We start from the raw sequence: 18,835 nt of genomic DNA, 5'->3' as shown, positions 1-18,835 counted from the left end.
AGCAAAGGAGAACTCGCGATGAAAGTGACCGTGCTCGTGCCGACCTATCGGCGTCCTGACGATCTGTCGCGCTGTCTTTCGGCGCTGCTGCGCCAGCAGCGCGCGCCCGACGAGATCGTGGTGGTGGCGCGCGCCGACGACGAGGCGACTCACGCGTGCCTCGCCGAACACGTCACGCCCCGCGTGCTCAACGTGGCAGTGGCCATCGTCGAAGAACCGGGGCAGGTGGCGGCGCTCAATCGCGGCATCGAGGCCGCGACGGGCGACGTGATCGCCATTACCGACGACGACGCCGCGCCGCGCGCCGACTGGGTCGCGCGCATTGCGGCGGCCTTCGAGGCCGACCCGAAGCTCGGGGCGCTGGGCGGCCGCGACTGGGTGCATGAAGGCGGCCGCGTGATCGACGGCGAGCGCACGCTGGTGGGCAAGCTGCAGCGCTCGGGCCGCATTATCGGCAACCATCATCTGGGCGCGGGCGGTGCGCGCGAAGTCGATCTGCTCAAGGGTGCGAACATGAGCTATCGACGCGCGGCGATCGGCGACCTGCGCTTCGACCGGCGCCTGCGCGGCACCGGCGCGCAAACGCACAACGACATGGCGTTCAGCCTGAGCGTGAAGCGCGCGGGCTGGAAGCTCGTCTACGACCCGCTCGTGGCCGTCGACCATTACCCCGCGCCGCGCCCGGGCGAAGACCCCCGCAACGCGCAGACGCTCGCCTCGATCCGCAACGCCGCCTACAACCTGCATTTGATCCTGCTCGGCCATCTCACGCCGCTGCGCCGCGAAACCGCCTGGTGGTGGTACGCGCTGGTCGGCACACGCGTGTATCCGGGCCTCGTGCACACTGGCCTGAGCGCCGTGCGCGGCGATTCCGCGGGCGCGGCGTTCGCACGCTGGCGCGCGGTGCGCGGCGGCGCACGAGAGGCGCGCCGCGCGCTCGTTTGACTGGCGCGGCCAACGACTACAGGGAGGACCCCGAATGAGCAGTACGCAAGTCCACGTCCACCTTTTCTATGGCGCCGATCCGCGCCGCTATCGCAAAGGCGAGAACATCGGCAGCCTGTATGGCTACCACCACGCGGAATCTGCGGAATTCGCCCTCAATTACGCGCAGGACGCGAGCGAAAGCACGCCCATGCGCTTCATGCGGCGTGCGCTGAAGGCCGCGGCCGGTTTCGACTTCATTCACGCCTGGCGCAATCGCCGCGCCATTCTGCAGTCCGACGTCATCTGGACGCACACCGAGCAGGAGCATCTGGCTGTGGCGCTGGTGCTGCTGATGAACGCGAAGAAGGGCGGCGCGCGCCCGCTGCTGCTCGCACAAAGCGTGTGGCTGCTCGACCGCTGGCCCGGCTACGGCGCGCTGCGCCGTGCGATCTACAAGCGGCTGCTCAAGCGTGCCGATCTGCTCACCACGCTCGCGAGCGAGAACGCCGCGCTGTGCGGCGAATATTTCGGGCGCGAGGCGCGTCACGTGCTCTATGGGCTCAATACCAGCGATTTTCCGCTGCGTCCGCCTGCGCAGTGGACGCCGCATACGCCCGTGCGCGTGGCCGCGATCGGCAACGACCGCGACCGCGACTGGACCACGCTCGTCAGTGCGCTCGGCAACGATCCGCGCTATGAGGTGCGCATCGCCACGCGCCGTCGCATGCCGGCATCGGCGCGCGCGGACAACGTCGAGATCGTGCGCGTGTCCGGCATCAAGCAACAGCATGCGCTGTACGACTGGGCGGACATCGTCGTCGTGCCGCTGCGGCCCAACACGCACGCTTCGGGCATCACGGTGATGCTGGAAGCCGCGGCGCTCGGCAAGCCGATGATCGCGACGAAGGTGGGCGCGCTCGAAGACTACTTCGACGACAACGCCGCCTCGTATGTCGAGCCGTTCAACGCCCAGCAGCTGCGTGACGCGGCGAATGCGCTGGCGGCCGACCCGGCACGTGCGCTCGCCCAGGCGCGCGAAGCCTGCGAGCAGCTGCGCACGCGCGATCTCACGACGCAGCACTTCGCACGGCAGCACGCGCAGCTCACGCGCGAGATGCTGCACGAGCGCGATGCGCGCAACGGCGAGTCAATCGCGAGCGAACCCCAAGGCCGGGGCGTCGCTGCGCGCGGGATGTGATCATGGACGTCACGACCGCTATCCCCGCACCCGCGCCGGCGAGCCAGCCGGGCCGCCGCCGCGGCGGCCTGCGCGGCCTGTTCAGCCGCGATACGCTGCCGCCGTTCGCGTTGTGGCTATTGACGGCGCTCCTGATCGGCGCGCACCAGGGCACCGTGCTGACGCTGGCGTTTCCCGTGCTGTCGATCGCGGTGGGATTCTGGCTCTACTTCGTGAACCCGGTGCGCTATATCGGCTTCATGTGGTGGCTGTGGTTCCTGAGCCCCGAAGTGCGGCGCCTCGCCGACTACGGCAAGGGCGGCTTCACGCCCACCAGCCTCATTCAGGTCGCGCCGCTCGCCGTCACGATGATCAGCGGCATTTCGCTGCTGCGCTACTACCCGATCCTCGGGCAGCGGCGCGGTCTGCCGCTCCTGCTCGCGCTGCTCGGCATCGGCTATGGGTTCGTGGTGGGCGTGGTGGGGAGCGGCCCGGCCGCGGCTGTTTATGACCTTGCCAACTGGATCTATCCGTTCCTGATCGGCTTTCACATCATGGTGCTCACGCGCCAGTATCCCGAGTGCAGCAAGACCATCATCAACACCTTCATCTACGGCATGCTCGTGATGGGCGCGTACGGTCTCGTGCAGTTCTTCATCATGCCGCCGTGGGATGCGATGTGGATGATCGGCTCGGACATGAACTCGCAGGGCGACCCCGTGCCGCTCGGCGTGCGCGTGTTCAGCACGATGAACTCGTCGGGCCCGTTCGCGTTCGCGATGATGGGCGCGATGGTGTTCGTGATGGCCGCGAAGCATCGGGTGCGCTGGGTCGCGGCGGCGTTCGGCTTCTTCTCGTTCGCGCTCTCGCTGGTGCGCTCCACCTGGGGCGGCTGGGCGATCGCCATGGTGATCCAGCTGATGAAGTCGAGCAACAAGGTACGCATTCGCATCATCGTCAGCGCGCTCGTGCTGGCGGGCGTGTGCGTGCCGCTGCTCACCTTCGGTCCCGTGGCGGACCGCATGCAGCAGCGTCTGAATACGCTCGTGAACCTGAAGGACGACCAGAGCTACGAGGCGCGTAACCAGTTCTATGCCGACTTCGCGAAGAAGGCCTTCACCGACGTGACGGGCGAGGGCCTCGGCGCCACCGGCGCATCGACCAAGCTCTCCAGCAACAACGGCCAGCTCGGCCAGTACGGCAGCTTCGACAGCGGCGTGATGAACATTCCGTTCGTGCTGGGCTGGCCCGGCACGCTGCTCTACATGTCGGGCGTGCTGTGGCTGCTCGTGCGCGCGGTGCGCGTATCGATGCGTTTTCCCGAGGACCGCTACGTGTGCGCGTGCCTGAGCCTCGCGGTATCGATCTTCGCCATGCTCGTGTTCACCAACTCGCTAGTGGGCACCGGCGGCCTGCTGCTCTTTTCGAGCGTGTTTTCCATTCTCAGCGCGGGGCACTGGGCGAAGCTGCAACGCCAGGCCCTTACCACGGAGGTCTCCGATTGAGAGTCGCAATCGTCACGCATGTCGTGCGCCACAATGACGGCCAGGGCCGCGTCAATCATGAAATCGCGCGCGCCGCGCTCGACGAGGGGTTCGAGGTGACGCTGGTCGCCTCGCATGTCGCGCCCGAGCTGCTCGCCCACCCCAAGGTGAAATGGGTCAATGTGCAGCCGTCGCGCGCGTGGCCCACCAACCTGCTGCGCCAGCAGGTATTCGCGGTGAAGAGCGCGCTGTGGCTGCGCCGCAACCGGCGCGCCTACGACGTGCTCCATGTGAACGGCTTCATCACCTGGGCGCACGCCGACGTCAACACCGCACACTTCGTGCACGGCGGCTGGGCGCGCAGCAAGTACTACCCGTTCGGTCTCACGCGCGGCGTGTGGTCCGCTTACCAGTTCGTCTACACGCGTGCCAATGCGGTGCTGGAGCGCTGGGCGTATCGGCGCTCGCGCGTCATCGCGGCCGTTTCGCGCAAGGTCGCCGACGAAATTCGCGCGTCGGGCGGCAACCCTGTCGAGCGCCTGGACGTGATCTACAACGGCGTGGACACGCGCGGCTTCTCGGCCGCGAGCGCGGACCGCGCGAAGTTCTCGCTGCCCGCCGAAGCGTTCCTGCTGCTGTTCGTGGGCGATCTGCGCACGCCGCGCAAGAACCTCGGCACGGTGCTGCACGCCATGAAGCAGATGCCCGAGCACGTGCATCTGGCCGTGGCGGGCTACCTGCCGGGCAGCCCGTATCCCGATCTTGCGCGCGAGCTGGGCATCGAGAAGCGGGTGCATTTTCTCGGCCTCGTGCGCGAGATGCCCACGCTCATGCGCTCCGTCGATACCTACGTGTTTCCTTCGCGCTACGAAGCAATGAGCCTTTCGCTGCTCGAAGCGATGGCGGCGGGCCTGCCCGTCGTCACCGCGCGCACGGCCGGCGGCGCGGAAATCATCACACCCGATTGCGGCATTGTGCTCGAAGACCCCGACGACGTGCCGGCGCTCGCCAACGCCGTGAAGACGCTCGCCACCGACACGTCGCGCCGGCTCGCGATGGGCGAGGCGGCAGCGGAACTGGCCACGCAGTTCGGCTGGGCGCGCATGGCCGCGCAGTACATCGCGCTCTACCGGCAACTGGCCGGCGACGCGAGCGAGGCCGTACGCCGCGAAGAACCCGCGTTCGCTGCTGCGACGCTGCCGGGCGGTCAATCGCTCCAGCGCGCAGAAACCCCCTGATAACCGCATACATGCAGAATAAGGACACGCGATGACCACACAATCCATTCAATCGCTGCAGATCGGCATGCACTGGTTTCCCGAGCGCGCTGGCGGTCTCGACCGCATGTACTACTCGCTCGTCGGCGCGCTGCCCGGCGCGGGCGTGCGCGTGCGCGGCGTCGTGGCCGGCTCGCCCAAGGTGGCCCAGGACAGCGGCGGCGCGATTCACGGCTTCGGCTCCGCTTCGCGCTCGCTGCCGTTTCGCCTGATGGACGCGCGCCGGGCGCTGCGCAGCGAGATTCGCCGCCACCGTCCCGACGTGATTTCCTCGCACTTCGCGCTCTACACCTTCCCCGGGCTTGACGTCACGCGCGGCATTCCGCAGGTTTCGCACTTCCAGGGGCCGTGGGCCGACGAGAGCTTCGTGGAAGGCGCGGCCACGCTGAGCCAGCGCATCAAGCACTCGCTGGAGCAGTCGGTGTATGAGCGTTCCTCGCGGCTCATCGTGCTCTCGAAGGCGTTCGGCGACATTCTCACGCGCCGCTATGGTATCTCGCCCGAGCGCGTGCGTATCGTGCCGGGCTGCGTGGATACGGCGCATTTCGACCCGGCCTGCACGGCGGCGGAAGCGCGCCTGAAGCTCCAGCTGCCGCAAGGCCGCCCGATCATCCTCGCCGTGCGCCGCCTCGTGCGCCGCATGGGCCTCGAAGATCTGATCGACGCGATCAAGATGGTGAAGCAGCGCCACCCGGACGTCCTCCTGCTGATCGCGGGTCGAGGCCGTCTGGAGTCCGAACTGCAGCAGCGTATCGACGAAGCAGGCCTCGCCGACAACGTGAAGCTGCTCGGCTTCGTGCCCGACGCGCACCTGCCTGCGCTCTATCGTGCGGCCACGCTGAGCGTGGTGCCGACGGTCGCGCTGGAGGGCTTCGGCCTGATCACGGTGGAGTCGCTTTCCGCGGGTACGCCGGTTCTGGTGACGCCGGTAGGCGGTCTGCCCGAGGCGGTGGCGGGTCTGTCACAAGACCTCGTGCTGCCGAGCACGGGCGCGAACGCGATCGCCGATGGCATCGACGGCGCGCTCTCGGGCCGCATCAAGCTGCCGGATGAAGGGGCATGCAAGGCGTATGCGCGCGAGCACTTCGATAACGCCGTGATCGCGAAGCGCGTGGCCGGTGTCTACGCGGAAGCGATCGCCGCGCACTGAAAGCGGGTCGATCGACCCAAAGAAAACCGCCGCTCGGGAGAGCGGCGGTCTATTTGTAGAACAGAGCAAGCGAGCAGGGCGCTATTGCGTTTCGGGCACACGTTCGCGCGCTTCTTCGTACATCCAGCGCAAGGTTTCTTCGAGGTGTTTGCGCGAGCTGTCGCCGACGATGGCACGCAGCTTCGCATTCGACCCGATCAGCTGACGCACTTCGTTGGCGCGGACGAAACGCGGATCGACGTGCACCTCGATCTCGTAGCCGGCGATGCGCGCGAGCATGTCGAGCAGCGCGCCGAGCGTCTGACCGGTGCCCGAGCAGACGTTGACGATGGTGCCGCGCGGCGCGACTTCGACGAGCCGCGCATAGGCGTTCACGACGTCGCGTACATCGGAGAAGTCGCGGGCCACGTGGAGGTTGCCGAGCGAAATCTGCTTCTCGCCGCGTGCGTAGTGCTCGACGATCTTCGGGATCAGGAAGTCCGGCGACTGGCCCACGCCCGTGTAGTTGAACGGGCGCGCGATGATGATCGGCAATTGCGCCTGGAAGCGCCTCGCGACGTATTCCATCGCGAGCTTGCTGACTGCATAGTCGTTGGCGGGCTGGGGCTCGACATGCTCGTCGATCACGCCGTTGGTGGCGTTGCCGTAGACGTTCGCGCTGCTGGCCAGCAAGACGGCGCGCGGCACGTGCTTCTGCTGCGCGAGCGCCTCGAGCAGATTGCGCGTGCCGACGACGTTCACGACGTAGGTGCGCGCCACGTCGCTGTCCGCCACGTGGGCCACTGCGGCGAGATGCACGACCACGTCGGGCTGCACGGATTCGAGCGCATGGGCGATCGCGGCGCGGTCGAGCAAGTCCGCTTCGATGGCGGTGGCGCCGAACGGGAAGGCTTCCGCGTCCAGCGATTCGCCCGTCCGCACGGTGCCCCACACGCGGTAGCCGTCCGCCGCGAGGCGGGCGGCCATATAGCGGCCCGTAAAGCCGCCAATGCCCGTGATGAGCGCGCGCGGACGGCTAGCGGGATCAGAATGTGTCATGGCGTTCGTTGCGCGCAAGGTCGGCCGTGACCATCATCTGGCAGAGCTGCTCGAGCGAAGTCTGCGGCTTCCAGCCGAGCTTCTCCTGCGCCTTGGTCGCGTCGCCAATCAGCAGGTCGACTTCGGCGGGGCGGTAGTAGCGCGGGCTCACGCGCACGAGCGTGCGGCCCGTGGCGACGCAGATGCCGGTTTCGCGCTCGCCCTTGCCCGACCATTCGAGCTGGAAGCCGGCGGCGGCGAAGGCCATCTTCACGAAGTCGCGCACGGTTTCGGTGCGGCCGGTGGCGAGCACGTAGGTGTCGGGCTCGTCGGCCTGCAGCATGCGCCACATGCCTTCGACGTACTCGGAGGCGTAGCCCCAGTCGCGCTTGGCGTCGAGGTTGCCGAGTTCGAGCATGTTCAGCTTGCCGAGCTTGATCTTGGCGACGCTGTCGGTGATCTTGCGCGTGACGAACTCGCGCCCGCGCAGCGGCGACTCGTGGTTGAAGAGAATGCCGCTCGTCGCGAAGATGTCGTAGGACTCGCGGTAGTTGACGGTGGACCAGTGCGCGAACAGCTTGGCCACGCCATAGGGGCTGCGCGGGTAGAACGGCGTGTCCTCGCATTGCGGAATCGCCTGGACCTTGCCGAACATTTCGGAGGTCGAAGCCTGATAGAAGCGCGTCTTCGGATTCACGACGCGAATCGCTTCGAGCATGTTCAGCACGCCGATGCCGGTGACTTCGGCGGTCGTGGCGGGTTGGTCGAACGACACGCCCACGAAGCTCTGGGCGGCGAGGTTGTAGACCTCCTGCGCCTGGGCGCGTTCGACGAGGCGCAGGGTCGAGCCCGCGTCCGTGAGATCGTGTTCGACGAGATCGAGCGACGGATGGTCGAGGATCCCCAGCTCGTTCATGCGCCAGAAGTTCACGGAGCTGGTGCGGCGATAGGTGCCGGTGACGTTGTAGCCCTTGTCGAGCAGAAGGCGCGTGAGGTAGGCGCCGTCCTGGCCGGAAACGCCGGTGATGATCGCTTTGCGACGTTCGTTCATGTGATGTGCCTTTGAAGTGTCGAACGGGATTCAGGAATTACGATTGCGGGCTCGACTGGCTCACGCGTGCGGTGAGGTCGACCGGCTCAGCCGCTGAGCGGCGGCGCGGGCCGCGTGTGAGGCGGCGCTCGAAGAGGAACCAGCTCGCGCTTGCATAAGCGAGCGTGAGAACGAGCGCGATCGCGGCGCTCTTGATGCGGCCGTAATGGAGCGGCCACACGGCATAGAGAATCGTGAGGTGAATGAGGTAGATCGTGTAGCTGATCGTGCCGACATACACGAGCACCGGGTTGGACAGCAGGCGCCGCACGATGCCTTTCGACTGCAGCGCGAACACGACGATGGAGGTGCAGAGCACGAGCGAAACGCTATAGAGCATGGCGTTCGAGAGCGGCGTGTTCATGCCTCGAAAGCGCGGGTAGTGCAGATGCAGCCAGGCCAGCACGCCGAGCGCCGCGAAGAAAAGCACGGCGGCGGGCCACTTGAAGGGCTCGAGCGCATTGCGGTCGCGGCGCACGAGCACGGCGAGCAGTGCGCCGGCGGCCAGCAGGTCCATGCGGAACGGCGTGAGGTAGTAGATCGGCCAGTACGAGTCGAACCACGGCGTCGCGACGGCGCGCAGCACGGGCACGACAAAGATGAGCGCGGCCGCCACCACGGCCATGAGCCGTTGCGGCAGGAGCAGCACGACGAAGGGCCACACGATGTAGAACTGCTCTTCGACGGCGAGCGACCAGAGGATGTTGAGGCTGTCGTGCCCGCTCTGGCCGAGTGCGTCGCCGATATTGGTGGCGAAGAATGCGTACCACGGCCAGTAGTGCGCCCAGCCGAAGCCGAACAGCAGCGACGAAACGATGAGCAGCAGCAGGTAGGGCGGCAGGATGCGGCGCACCCGGCGCGCATAGAAGTAGCTGAAATACGATTGCCCGCGGGCCTTGCGCTCGAGCAGGATGCCGGTGATGAGAAAGCCGCTCAGCACGAAGAACAGGTCGACGCCCATCCACAGCGGCGCGCGCAACGCGTGCTGCGCGAACACGGCGAGCACGGCGAAGGCACGCAGACCGTCCAGCTGGACGATGCGGTGGGAATGGCCGGCGGGGCCTTGTTGACTGACGGGGCGGCTAACGGTCATCGATTCTCCGGTGGGTTCATGCATGCGCGATTGCTTCGCGGTTCATTCTAGAAAGAATTAAATGTTCAAAAAGCCGAAATATATTGATTCCGGATTTTTGAATTTGAATGCCGGAATTTGCGCGATATGAAATACGCATTACCGTATGGAAATCGGGCTTGGCCTCGCTGAACACCGCACCGCACGGCCTTTTCGGCGTGGTATCGGCGTTCGGGAATTTATTTCCGGATGGCTCGGAAATGGGTCATAAATACTGAATTTTTTTGAATTATTTTCCCTTTTTTGGAGGCGATTTTTCATCGGGTTTGTACGGCATGATCCTGGCAGATTGCCGTCATCAGACCGGAGGAATTTGCCTTGCCGTTATCGAATCCCGATCGCCGCTTGCGCAGGACGTTGGCACTGGCCGCGATGTGCACGTTTATCTGCACGTCGTCGGTTCAGACCATCGCCGCGCCGCAACTCAACTTGACGACCTCGTGGATCGGCAATAGCTTTGGCAACGGCCAGGGCACGTGGATGCAGATCAACGTGACGGCCATCGCCGTCACGCCCGAAGGCAAGGTGTTCACCAACGCGCCGTGGGACGAGAGCGGCGCCGAGATCAGCGCGTACCAGGACGGCAAGCCGCTCGGCTTCGCCGGCGGCACGCATGGCTGGGGCGGCGCAGGCGGCAACGCCGTGGCCGTGAATCATCGCTATCTGTATGCGGCGGTTGGCGTGGGCAACGAAAAGGGTCATCTGGTCGGGAGCGGCATCTGGCCTGCGAAGGGCAGCCAGTGGTACGGCATCACGCGCCGGCCGCTCGACGAGCCCAAACGCGCCGCCGCGTTTCAGGCTTCACCCGATCCGCTCAATCCGCATGCACAGCTTTCCGCGTCGTTCCTGAAGATCAATGAGGTGCCCACCGGCACGCATGCCGACATCGGCGGACTCGCCGCGACGGATTCGACGCTCTATGTGAGCAACACGCCGATGAACCGCATCGAGGTGTACGACGCGAACTCGATGCAGCGCAAGGGGCAATGGGACGTGCAGGCGCCGGGCCGCATCGCGCTCGCGGCCGACGGGTCGGTGTGGGTGCTGACGGGCGCCGAAGCGGGCAAGGTCGCCGCGCACGCGCGCGTCGAGCATTACTCGGCGGACGGCAAGCGCCTCGACGACACGCTCGCGCTGCCCGACGATTCGGTGCCGGTGGATCTCGCGTTCGATCCGCAGCAACGCCTGCTGATCGCCGATAACGGGCCGCGCCAGCAGATCCTCATCTTCACGCGCAACGGCAAGACGTGGACGCAGAGCGCCACGCTCGGCGAGCGCGGCGGCATTTTCTCGGGCGTCGCGGGCCGGCCGGGTCCGGGCCGTTTCAACGGCCTCACGGGCGTCGGCACCGACGCGCGCGGGAACATCTACGTTTCGACCAACGGCGTCGGGCCGCAGCACGAAGACAACATCGGCGCGGGTCTCGGTGCAACGCTGGAGGCCTATACGCCTGCCGGCAAGCGCTTGTGGAGCCTGGAAGGGCTGCTGTTCGTGGATGGCGCGTGGGTGGACCCGCAGCGCCCCAACAGCGTCTATACGGGCAACAAGCGCTTCGAACTCGACTTGTCGAAGCCGCCAGGGCAGGACTGGAAATATGTCGGATTCCTGTCCAATCGGTTCCGCTATCCCGACGATCCGGTCTTTCACACCGACCAGTGGCCGGGCCTGCCGACCGCGCGCGTATTGAACGGGCACACGTTCCTGTTCCTCACCGACATGTACGCGGACCACCTGAAGATCTACCGCTTCGACGCGCAGCGCGACGGCGAGACCGCGATCCCGTCGGGCTTCATCGCGGGCCGCGGCCGCGGGGTGCAGAACGTGCCGAACGCGCCGCCGCCCGGCGGCGACTGGATCTGGCGCGACGCGAACGGCAACGGTGCCTTCGACGCCGACGAATTCACGCGCAATCCGGGCCGCGACCATCTGGCGGGCGGCTGGGGCTGGTGGATCGACACGCGCGGCGACATCTGGCGCGCGCGCGACGACAAGGGCATCTGGCGCTTCCGCTTTGGCGGGCTCGACGCGAAGGGCAACCCGATCTACTCGTACGACAAACTCGACAAGTACGCGGTCCCCGCGCCGTTCACCGAAGTGCATCGCGCGATCTACGAGCCGCAGACCGACACGCTCTACGTGACGGGCTACACGGCCGATGCGCCCCACGAGCCCGGCTTCTGGAAGGAAGCGGGGCGCGTGCTGGTGCGCTACGACAAGTGGTCGAGCGGCCACCCCGAGCAGCACTACATGCTGCGCCTGCCGTGGGACCCGAAGGCGAAACCGCCGGTCACGCCCGCGGGGCTCACGGTGGAAGGCCAGTACGTGTTCGTGGTCGAGCCCGCGGGCAACGTCCACGTGTACGACAAGGACAGCGCGAAGGAGATCGGCACCTTCGGCCCCGGCGCGGAAGTGGGCAACACCTCGGGCTGGGTCGACGTGCCGTTCGGGATCACCGCGCATCGCGAAGCGAACGGCGAATACCTCGTGTTCGTCGAGGAAGACGCGCGCGGCAAGGTGCTCATGTACCGCTGGAAACCGGCCTGACCCGCTACGGGCCACGCAACTGGATACCTAATGGATAAAGGCATACTGCGCAACGTCGCAATCAATCTGTTCGGTCTCGTGCTGCCGACCTTCGTGTCGCTCGTCACGGTGCCTTCGTATATCCGCCTGCTCGGCGTGGAGCGCTACGGCGTGATCGCGCTCGTCTGGACCCTGATCGGCTACTTCAGCGTGCTCGATCTCGGCATGAGCATGGCCGCGCAAAACCAGATCTCGAAGGCGTATGCGTCGAAAGACGCCGACGCCTGCGAGCGCGTGTTCTGGAGCGCGTTCTGGCTGAACTTCACGACCGGCGCGATCGGCGGCCTGCTGATCTATTCGGGCGGCGCGCTCTATACCGCGTATTTCACGCACGTGACGCCCGAATTGCGGCACGAAGTCTATCTCGCGCTGCCCTGGCTCGCCGTGGCGATTCCGGTGGCGAACGTCTCGTGGGTGTTCGCGGGCGCGATCAACGGTGCGGAGCGCTTCGGCATCTACAACACGAACCAGACGCTCGGCACGTTCCTGTTCCAGTTGCTGCCGCTCGCCGCCGCCTGGGCCTACGAACCGAATCTGCAGACCGTGCTGGCCGCCGCCGTGTTCGCGCGTCTCGCCGCCGCGATCCTGCTCGGTCGTTCGGCGCTGCGCGTGCTCGGAATACGCAAGGTGCGCGGGCCGCGCCTCGATACCTCGAAGGCGCTCTTCAATTTCGGCGGCTGGATGCTGGTCGCGAGCATCACGACGATGGTCGCGGATTCGCTCGACCGCATGATGCTGGGCGCGGGCCTTGGCGCGCGTTTCGTCACGTACTACACGGTGCCGCAGAACCTCGTCACGCGCCTGAACATGGTGCCCAACGCGCTCGTGCGCACGCTGTTTCCGCGCCTTTCCGCGCTGGGCCGCGAGCATGCCGATGAAATCGCCGCGCAGTCGCTGCAGTTTCTCAATGCCGTGTTCACGCCCATCGCCATCGGTGCGATCGGGGTGCTCCAGCCTTTCCTGCATGCGTGGGTCGGGCCCGTGATCGCCGAGCATGGCGCGCCGGTCGGGCGCGTGCTGATCATCGCCGTGTGGCTCGTGGGGCAGGCGGGCGTGACGCGCATTCTCATCCAGTCGCAAAACAATCCTGCCGCCGCTGCGCGCGTCGGGCTCGTGGAGCTGCCGCTCTTTGCCGGTCTGCTGTGGCTCGGCATTTCGCGCTTCGGCTTGCCGGGCGCAGCCGCCGCCGTGCTGTTTCGCGCCCTGTTCGACTACGTCGTGCTGCTGTGGCTTTCGCGCATTCATAGCCGCACGATCATCGTCGATATGTTTGCCCACCTGAGTTTTCTCGCCGCTGCGCTCGCTCTTGCGTGGTGGCTGCCGGACGCGCTGTACGCAATCGGCGCCGGTGTCGTGCTCGCGCTTGCCAACGTGGTGTGGTCGGTTGCGACCACGCCGATGCTGCGCGGCTACGCCCGTTCCCTTCTCTTTCGACTGAATTCACGGAAAAGCGCATGAGTCACGAACTGATCGACGAAGCGGCGCCGTCCGAAAGCGCCGCCGCGCCCCTTCAACGGCGCGACGCCACCAAACCGCGACGCCCCGAGTCGGGCGCCGTCATGCCGCTGCGGCCACTGCGGCCGGCGCTCGCCGCCGGCCGTGCGCCGCGCGTGGCCATCGTGCACGACTGGCTCGTGACCTACGCGGGCGCGGAGCGCGTGCTCGAGCAGATTCTGGCCTGCTTTCCCGATGCGGACCTGTTCTCGGTCGTCGACTTCGTCGATGCGAAGGACCGCACGTTCCTGCGCGGCAAGCGCGCCACGACCTCGTTCATCCAGAAGCTGCCGGGCGCGCGCAAGCGTTATCGCGCGTACCTGCCGTTCATGCCGCTCGCCATCGAGCAGCTCGACGTGTCGGGCTACGACGTGGTGATTTCGAGCAGCCACGCGGTGGCCAAGGGCGTGCTCACGGGACCGGACCAGTTCCATATCAGCTACGTGCATTCGCCGATCCGCTATGCGTGGGACCTCCAGCATCAGTACCTGCAGGAGTCGAGCCTCACGCGCGGGCCGAAGTCGATGCTCGCGCGCCTGATCCTGCACTACATCCGCAACTGGGACGTGCGCACGGCGAATTCGGTGGACCAGTTCGTCGCCAACTCGGAGTTCATCGCGCGGCGCATTCAGAAGGTGTATCAGCGCCAGGCCGAGGTGGTCTATCCGCCCGTGGACATCGACGCGTTCGAGCTGGAGACCACGAAGGAAGACTTCTATCTGACCGCTTCGCGGCTCGTGCCGTACAAGAAGATCGACCTGATCGTCGAGGCGTTTGCACGCATGCCCGAGCGGCGCCTCGTGGTGATCGGCGACGGCCCCGACATGCACAAGGTACGCGCGAAGGCGACGCCCAACGTGGAAGTGCTGGGCTATCAGCCGTTCGCCGTCCTGCACGACCGCATGCGGCGCGCCAAGGCGTTCGTGTTCGCAGCGGAAGAAGACTTCGGTATTTCCGTGGTCGAGGCGCAGGCTTGCGGCACGCCCGTGATTGCATTCGGCAAGGGCGGCGCCCTCGAAACGGTGCGCGACACCGGTTCGCGCCCCACGGGCCTCTTCTTCGAAGAGCAAAACGCAGACGCGATCATCGATGCGGTCGAATCGTTCGAAAGCGATCCAGGCCGATTCCGCGCGGAGGATTGCCGCGCGAATGCCGAGCGCTTTTCTTCGCGGCATTTCCGCGAGCAATTCTTCGCGCGCGTGGCGAAGGCGGTGCCGGCGATTGCGCAGGCGGGCTCGGCACACGGCGCGGCTCCGTACGAGATCGAAGCGGACGCAGCGGAAGCGCCGCGCGTGCTCGCCATCGACCAGAGCGGCGTGCTGGGCGGCGCCGAGCTATCGCTGCTGGAAGTGGTGAAGGGCTTGCGCTCGCGTATCGACGTGCTGCTCTTCAACGACGGTCCCTTCAGGGAGGCGCTCGACAAGGCCGGTGCGCGCGTGGAGGTGCTCGATTCGGGCGCGTTGAACAAGGTGCGCCGCGATGGCGGCACCGCGCCGCGACTGGGCGTGCTTGCGGGCATCGCCGCGCTCGTGCGCGAGACGCGCCGCCGCGCGCGCGAAGCCGACGTGCTTTACGCCAACACGCAGCGTGCCATGGTGATCGGCGTGCTCGCGGGCAAGCTCGCGCGCAAGCCGGTGGTCTGGCATTTGCGCGACATTGTTAGCGACGAGCATTTCGGCCGCGTGCAGCGTGCCGTGATCAAGGGCTGCGCGAAGCTGGGACTCGCGCACGTGATTGCGAACTCGCATGCATCGGCGAAGGTGTTCGCGCAGCTCACGCGCTTCGACACGAAGCGTATCGACGTGGTGCACAACGGCGTGGATGAATCGCCGTTCCGTGCGCTTGCGCGGGTGCCGCAGGCTCAGTTGCGGGCGCAGATCGGGTTGCCCGAGGATGCGTTCCTGGTTGGTGCTTTCAGCCGTCTTGCGCGCTGGAAGGGCCAGCATGTGCTGCTCGAAGCGTTGCTCGACGAGCCGCGTGCGCATGCTGTGCTCGTGGGAGCGCCACTGTTTGGTGAGGATGCTTATGCCGCGGAGCTGCGTGCGTTCGTCGAAGCGAACGGGCTGCAGCAGCGTGTGCATTTTCTCGGCTTCCGGCATGACATTGCGGCTTGCATGCGGGCCGTGGATGTGATCGCGCATACGTCTATTACGCCTGAGCCGTTTGGGCGGGTGGTCGTTGAGGGGATGCTGGCGCAAAGGCCGGTCGTTGCCTCTCGTGATGGTGGTGTGACTGAGATCGTCGAGCATGGTGAGAGCGGGCTGCTCTGTACGCCAGGTGATGCGAAGGAACTGGCTGCCACTATCGGCAGGTTGCACGACGACGCGGCGTTGCGGGATGGGCTTGCTGCGCAAGGGCTGGCTACTGCCCGGGCGCGGTTTGGGAAGCAGCAGTATGTCGATGCCGTCGAGCGGGTGCTGGATGGGGTTGTTGCTCGGGGCAGGTAAGTTTTTGCGCTTTTAGGCCTTTTTTCGCGGCTTCTGGCCGCTTTGGCCTTTCCTTGTTTTCGCGTCGGTGTGCAGGTGTTGCCCCTTTGTGGGTGTCCAAAGAGGCTTGACCACTACACACTTGCATACCGACGCGAAAACAAGGAAAGGCCAAAGTGGCCAAAGAGGATCAAGCGACAACCCGCTTCCGAAGCCGAGCAGCAGCATGAAGCGCGGGCTTTTCGAAGATCCGATAGAACATCCAGGCAACGGGAATCACGGCCAGCGTGAAGCCGAACGAAGGCCATATCGAAGTCTGCAGCTCCGAGCGGAACAATAGCGAGCCGAGCAATACGAAGAGCGGCAAGTGAATGAGATAGAGCGAGTAGCTGAAATCGCCGATCCTGGAGAACAGCGACTGCAGAAAGCCAGGGGAAGCAGGCGCAGGCCGCGCAAGCGCTTTGACGAGATAGCAGGCAAACGCACAGGCCCAGAGCTGAAACGCCCCAAACTGCCCGAAGTGAAACGCCACGCAACCGGCGACAGCGAAAAGCGCCGCAGCAGGATAGGCGAACCGAAAGCCAGAAGACCCGCGCAAACGCACTTCGGCAATCCATGCGCCGAGCATCCACGAGAACCAGTACGAAGTGAAAACGATGATGTCGTGCCGCTCCAGCGTCAACGCGGAAACGACGTTGATGAGGGCCACGGCGGCAAGCACGACATTCAGGCCAAACCGGCGCCGCGCAGCGAACAGCAGCGGATACAGCAAGTAAAACTGCACTTCGAGCGAAAGGGTCCAGAGCGCGCCGTTCGACCCATACGTCTTACCGGCCACGCCCTGCAGCGAGAACAGGTTCACGAAGAAATCGCGCGCCCCGATCTCGTTGATCTTGTGGCTCACCGGAAGCAGCGAGAGGCTGACCGAATCCACTGCCAGCGTGAGCAGCAACGCGGCGAGCAGCACCGGATAAATGCGCACGAAACGCCGCAGCCAGAACTGCCGCGCGTCGAGCCGGAAATCGGGGTTCGAGAAGAGCCGCGCGGCGCCGCTGCGGTGAATGCAATAGCCGCTGATGACGAAAAAAATCGGCACGCCCGCCGATCCCCACGCAATCGGGAACGTCAGCCACGCGGCAACGGTGCCGGGGCTCGCGAGGCTGGCATGCAGCTGGTGGAACGCGCCCATGCCGATCCAGGTGACCTGGCGGCAATGGAAATACGCCACCAGCAGGGCCGCAAAGCCACGCAGGGCTTCGATCAGATGCTCGCCGGCCAGCTCGCGGGCCGCGGCTACGGGCCGCGCTGCAGAGGCAGCGGCGGCGGGCAGGGCGGATGCAGGCGGCATGGCGGTTTGGAGTACGGGATCGCTCATCGGTGTCAGCCGGTCCTTGGGGAGAGTACCCGGCGATCTTAGGGGCGCGCGCGCGAGGGAAGTAAGGAAAAGATTTTCAAAATGTATTCATGATGAAATGAGAAATGGAGAAATAAATGGATTGAAAAACAAAGCGGTTTATTTATCGAATTTGGAATGCTAGTTTGAGTGTGATCGACTATGGTCGCTGGAGAATCCGATGAACCTGCACTTGCTGGCCGGCGTGGCCGTGCTGTTGATACTCGTGGGGGTGTCCGCGTATCGCGAGGCGTTGCGCAATGAGCCCATCCGGCGCGCACGCACGCGCTCCGGCGCCTTGCCGCCCGTCGACGAGGCGGAGTAGACTGCGCCCGAACAAGACGCGTCATTGACACAAGACGGAACAGGAAATTCATGCCGATCCGGTTGGAATTATTCTGTGTGAGTGGCAATAATTTCCGGTGTTATGCCGGAAGCGAGTCATCCGAATTTATTGGCCTTTTTTTATTCCTTAAAAGGCGCTAAACAATCTCATTCAACACAAGAATCTGCCACGGCAGAACCTCGGGGAAGTCGGCTTGCCTCGCTGCGAGACCGAGACTCAAACGAACGATCTGGGAATGGACATCATGCTGAAAGTAACCAAAGCGGTATTTCCTGTTGCAGGCCTTGGGACGCGCTTCTTGCCCGCCACCAAGGCGAGCCCGAAGGAAATGCTGCCGATCGTCGACAAGCCGCTCATTCAGTACGCGGTGGAAGAGGCGATCGCTGCGGGGATTACCGAAATGATCTTCGTGACCGGCCGCAGCAAGCGCGCGATCGAAGACCATTTCGACAAGTCGTACGAGATCGAATGCGAACTCGAAGCCCGCAACAAGCAAAAGCTGCTCGACGTCGTTCGCAGCATCAAGCCAGCCAATGTGGACTGCTTCTACGTGCGCCAGGCCGAGGCGCTCGGTCTGGGCCACGCCGTGCTGTGCGCGGAAAAGCTCGTGGGCGGCGCGCCATTCGCCGTGATTCTCGCGGACGACCTGCTCTACAGCCCCACGCCGGTCATGAAGCAACTCGTGAACACGTTCAATCACTATCACAGCTCGGTGGTGGGCGTCGAATCGATCGCGCGTGAAGACAGCGCATCGTACGGCATCGTCGACGGCCGCGAATGGGAAGAGGATGTGTTCAAGCTGTCGGGCATCGTCGAAAAGCCGGCGCCGGAAGTCGCGCCGTCGAATCTCGGCGTCGTGGGCCGCTACGTGCTGATGCCCACGATCTTCGAACATCTGCGCGCACTGAAGCCGGGCGCAGGCGGCGAACTTCAGCTTACCGACGCCCTGCAGTCGCTGCTCACCGAAGAACAGGTGCTCGCGTACCGCTATATGGGCACGCGTTTCGACTGCGGCAGCAAGCTCGGCTACCTCAAGGCGACGGTGGAGTTCGCGCTGCGCCATCCGGAGGTCAAGGACGAGTTCGAAGCCTATCTGCAAGCGCATCTGCCGGCGGCGCTGCCCGCTGCAGCATAAAACTCCATAGCGCCACAATCACGCTACGGGGTACTTCAAGCGCGCGGGCTCGACGCCCGCGCGCGTTTCGCCCATCTCGCATCACTTCCCGACATTCTCCGCGACCTGGCCTTCCCGCGTCGCCGTGACAACTTTGCAATCGTCACCGGTGTATAACGGTTCTGGCGGGCATGCCGAATGCGCTCAGCGCGTCGTTTGCGTTCG

Annotated in this window: 14 protein-coding genes; 10 read left to right on the top strand and 4 right to left on the bottom strand. The window is 65.3% G+C overall.

Annotated elements, in window-relative coordinates:
* The first annotated feature begins 18 nt into the window (after positions 1-18).
* From AB4Y42_RS01405 to AB4Y42_RS01385, 5 genes are read left to right on the top strand one after another with little or no spacing between them, the layout of a single operon-like run.
* Entirely contained in the window at positions 19-945 is a 927-nt protein-coding gene (locus AB4Y42_RS01405) for a glycosyltransferase family 2 protein (RefSeq protein ID WP_368688242.1), read from the top strand.
* 34 nt (positions 946-979) lie between these two features.
* Complete coding sequence (locus AB4Y42_RS01400; protein WP_368693163.1) at positions 980-2,125, top strand: glycosyltransferase; 1,146 nt, start codon at positions 980-982, stop codon at positions 2,123-2,125.
* Between the two features lie 2 nt (positions 2,126-2,127).
* Positions 2,128-3,609, top strand: coding sequence for a glucose-6-phosphate isomerase (locus tag AB4Y42_RS01395; protein WP_368693162.1), 1,482 nt, complete (start codon positions 2,128-2,130; stop codon positions 3,607-3,609).
* Positions 3,606-4,826, top strand: a complete 1,221-nt coding sequence (locus tag AB4Y42_RS01390) for a glycosyltransferase family 4 protein (protein ID WP_368688245.1) — start codon at positions 3,606-3,608, stop codon at positions 4,824-4,826. Before AB4Y42_RS01395 ends, AB4Y42_RS01390 begins: the two co-directional genes overlap by 4 nt.
* 31 nt (positions 4,827-4,857) lie before the next feature.
* Entirely contained in the window at positions 4,858-6,015 is a 1,158-nt protein-coding gene (locus tag AB4Y42_RS01385; protein WP_368693161.1) for a glycosyltransferase family 4 protein, read from the top strand.
* Positions 6,016-6,096: 81 nt separating this feature from the next.
* Here AB4Y42_RS01385 and AB4Y42_RS01380 read toward each other — a convergent pair whose 3' ends face one another.
* The 3 genes from AB4Y42_RS01380 to AB4Y42_RS01370 are packed head-to-tail and all read right to left on the bottom strand — an operon-like array spanning position 6,097 to position 9,215.
* Positions 6,097-7,053 (bottom strand): GDP-mannose 4,6-dehydratase, encoded by a 957-nt coding sequence (locus AB4Y42_RS01380; RefSeq protein WP_368693160.1) that lies wholly within the window; start codon positions 7,051-7,053, stop codon positions 6,097-6,099.
* Complete coding sequence (gmd, locus tag AB4Y42_RS01375) at positions 7,040-8,083, bottom strand: GDP-mannose 4,6-dehydratase (protein ID WP_342918708.1); 1,044 nt, start codon at positions 8,081-8,083, stop codon at positions 7,040-7,042. Before gmd ends, AB4Y42_RS01380 begins: the two co-directional genes overlap by 14 nt.
* A gap of 37 nt (positions 8,084-8,120) precedes the next feature.
* On the bottom strand, positions 8,121-9,215 hold the full coding sequence (locus AB4Y42_RS01370) for an acyltransferase family protein (RefSeq protein ID WP_368688248.1): 1,095 nt from the start codon (positions 9,213-9,215) through the stop codon (positions 8,121-8,123).
* Between the two features lie 411 nt (positions 9,216-9,626).
* Here AB4Y42_RS01370 and AB4Y42_RS01365 point away from each other — a divergent pair, with 411 nt between their 5' ends.
* Genes AB4Y42_RS01365 through AB4Y42_RS01355 form a run of 3 tightly spaced genes read left to right on the top strand, consistent with a single transcriptional unit; the run spans position 9,627 to position 15,778 of the window.
* Positions 9,627-11,798 (top strand): hypothetical protein, encoded by a 2,172-nt coding sequence (locus AB4Y42_RS01365; RefSeq protein WP_368693397.1) that lies wholly within the window; start codon positions 9,627-9,629, stop codon positions 11,796-11,798.
* Between the two features lie 30 nt (positions 11,799-11,828).
* Positions 11,829-13,295: a flippase gene (locus AB4Y42_RS01360; RefSeq protein WP_368693159.1), complete on the top strand. Its 1,467-nt coding sequence runs from the start codon at positions 11,829-11,831 to the stop codon at positions 13,293-13,295.
* Positions 13,292-15,778 carry a glycosyltransferase family 4 protein gene (locus AB4Y42_RS01355; RefSeq protein WP_368693158.1) on the top strand — a complete coding sequence of 829 codons (2,487 nt, stop codon included), beginning with the start codon at positions 13,292-13,294 and terminating at the stop codon, positions 15,776-15,778. The genes AB4Y42_RS01360 and AB4Y42_RS01355 overlap by 4 nt, the downstream gene beginning before the upstream one ends.
* A gap of 169 nt (positions 15,779-15,947) precedes the next feature.
* On the opposite strand, the gene AB4Y42_RS01350 is transcribed toward AB4Y42_RS01355, so the two are convergent.
* A complete protein-coding gene (locus tag AB4Y42_RS01350) occupies positions 15,948-17,132 on the bottom strand; it encodes an acyltransferase family protein (protein ID WP_368693157.1) in 1,185 nt (394 codons plus the stop codon).
* A gap of 199 nt (positions 17,133-17,331) precedes the next feature.
* Here AB4Y42_RS01350 and AB4Y42_RS01345 point away from each other — a divergent pair, with 199 nt between their 5' ends.
* Both AB4Y42_RS01345 and galU read left to right on the top strand, forming a co-directional pair.
* Positions 17,332-17,475, top strand: coding sequence for a hypothetical protein (locus AB4Y42_RS01345; protein ID WP_165979327.1), 144 nt, complete (start codon positions 17,332-17,334; stop codon positions 17,473-17,475).
* Between the two features lie 265 nt (positions 17,476-17,740).
* The gene (gene galU, locus AB4Y42_RS01340) at positions 17,741-18,631 is read left to right on the top strand and encodes a UTP--glucose-1-phosphate uridylyltransferase GalU (protein ID WP_368688252.1); all 891 of its coding nucleotides are present in this window, start codon (positions 17,741-17,743) and stop codon (positions 18,629-18,631) included.
* The last annotated feature ends 204 nt before the right edge of the window (positions 18,632-18,835 follow it).

Source organism: Paraburkholderia sp. EG286B (assembly GCF_040965655.1).
In the GTDB taxonomy this organism is placed as follows: domain Bacteria; phylum Pseudomonadota; class Gammaproteobacteria; order Burkholderiales; family Burkholderiaceae; genus Paraburkholderia.
Note: the sequence above shows the minus strand (reverse complement) of the source record. Positions and strands in the feature narration are given on the sequence as shown.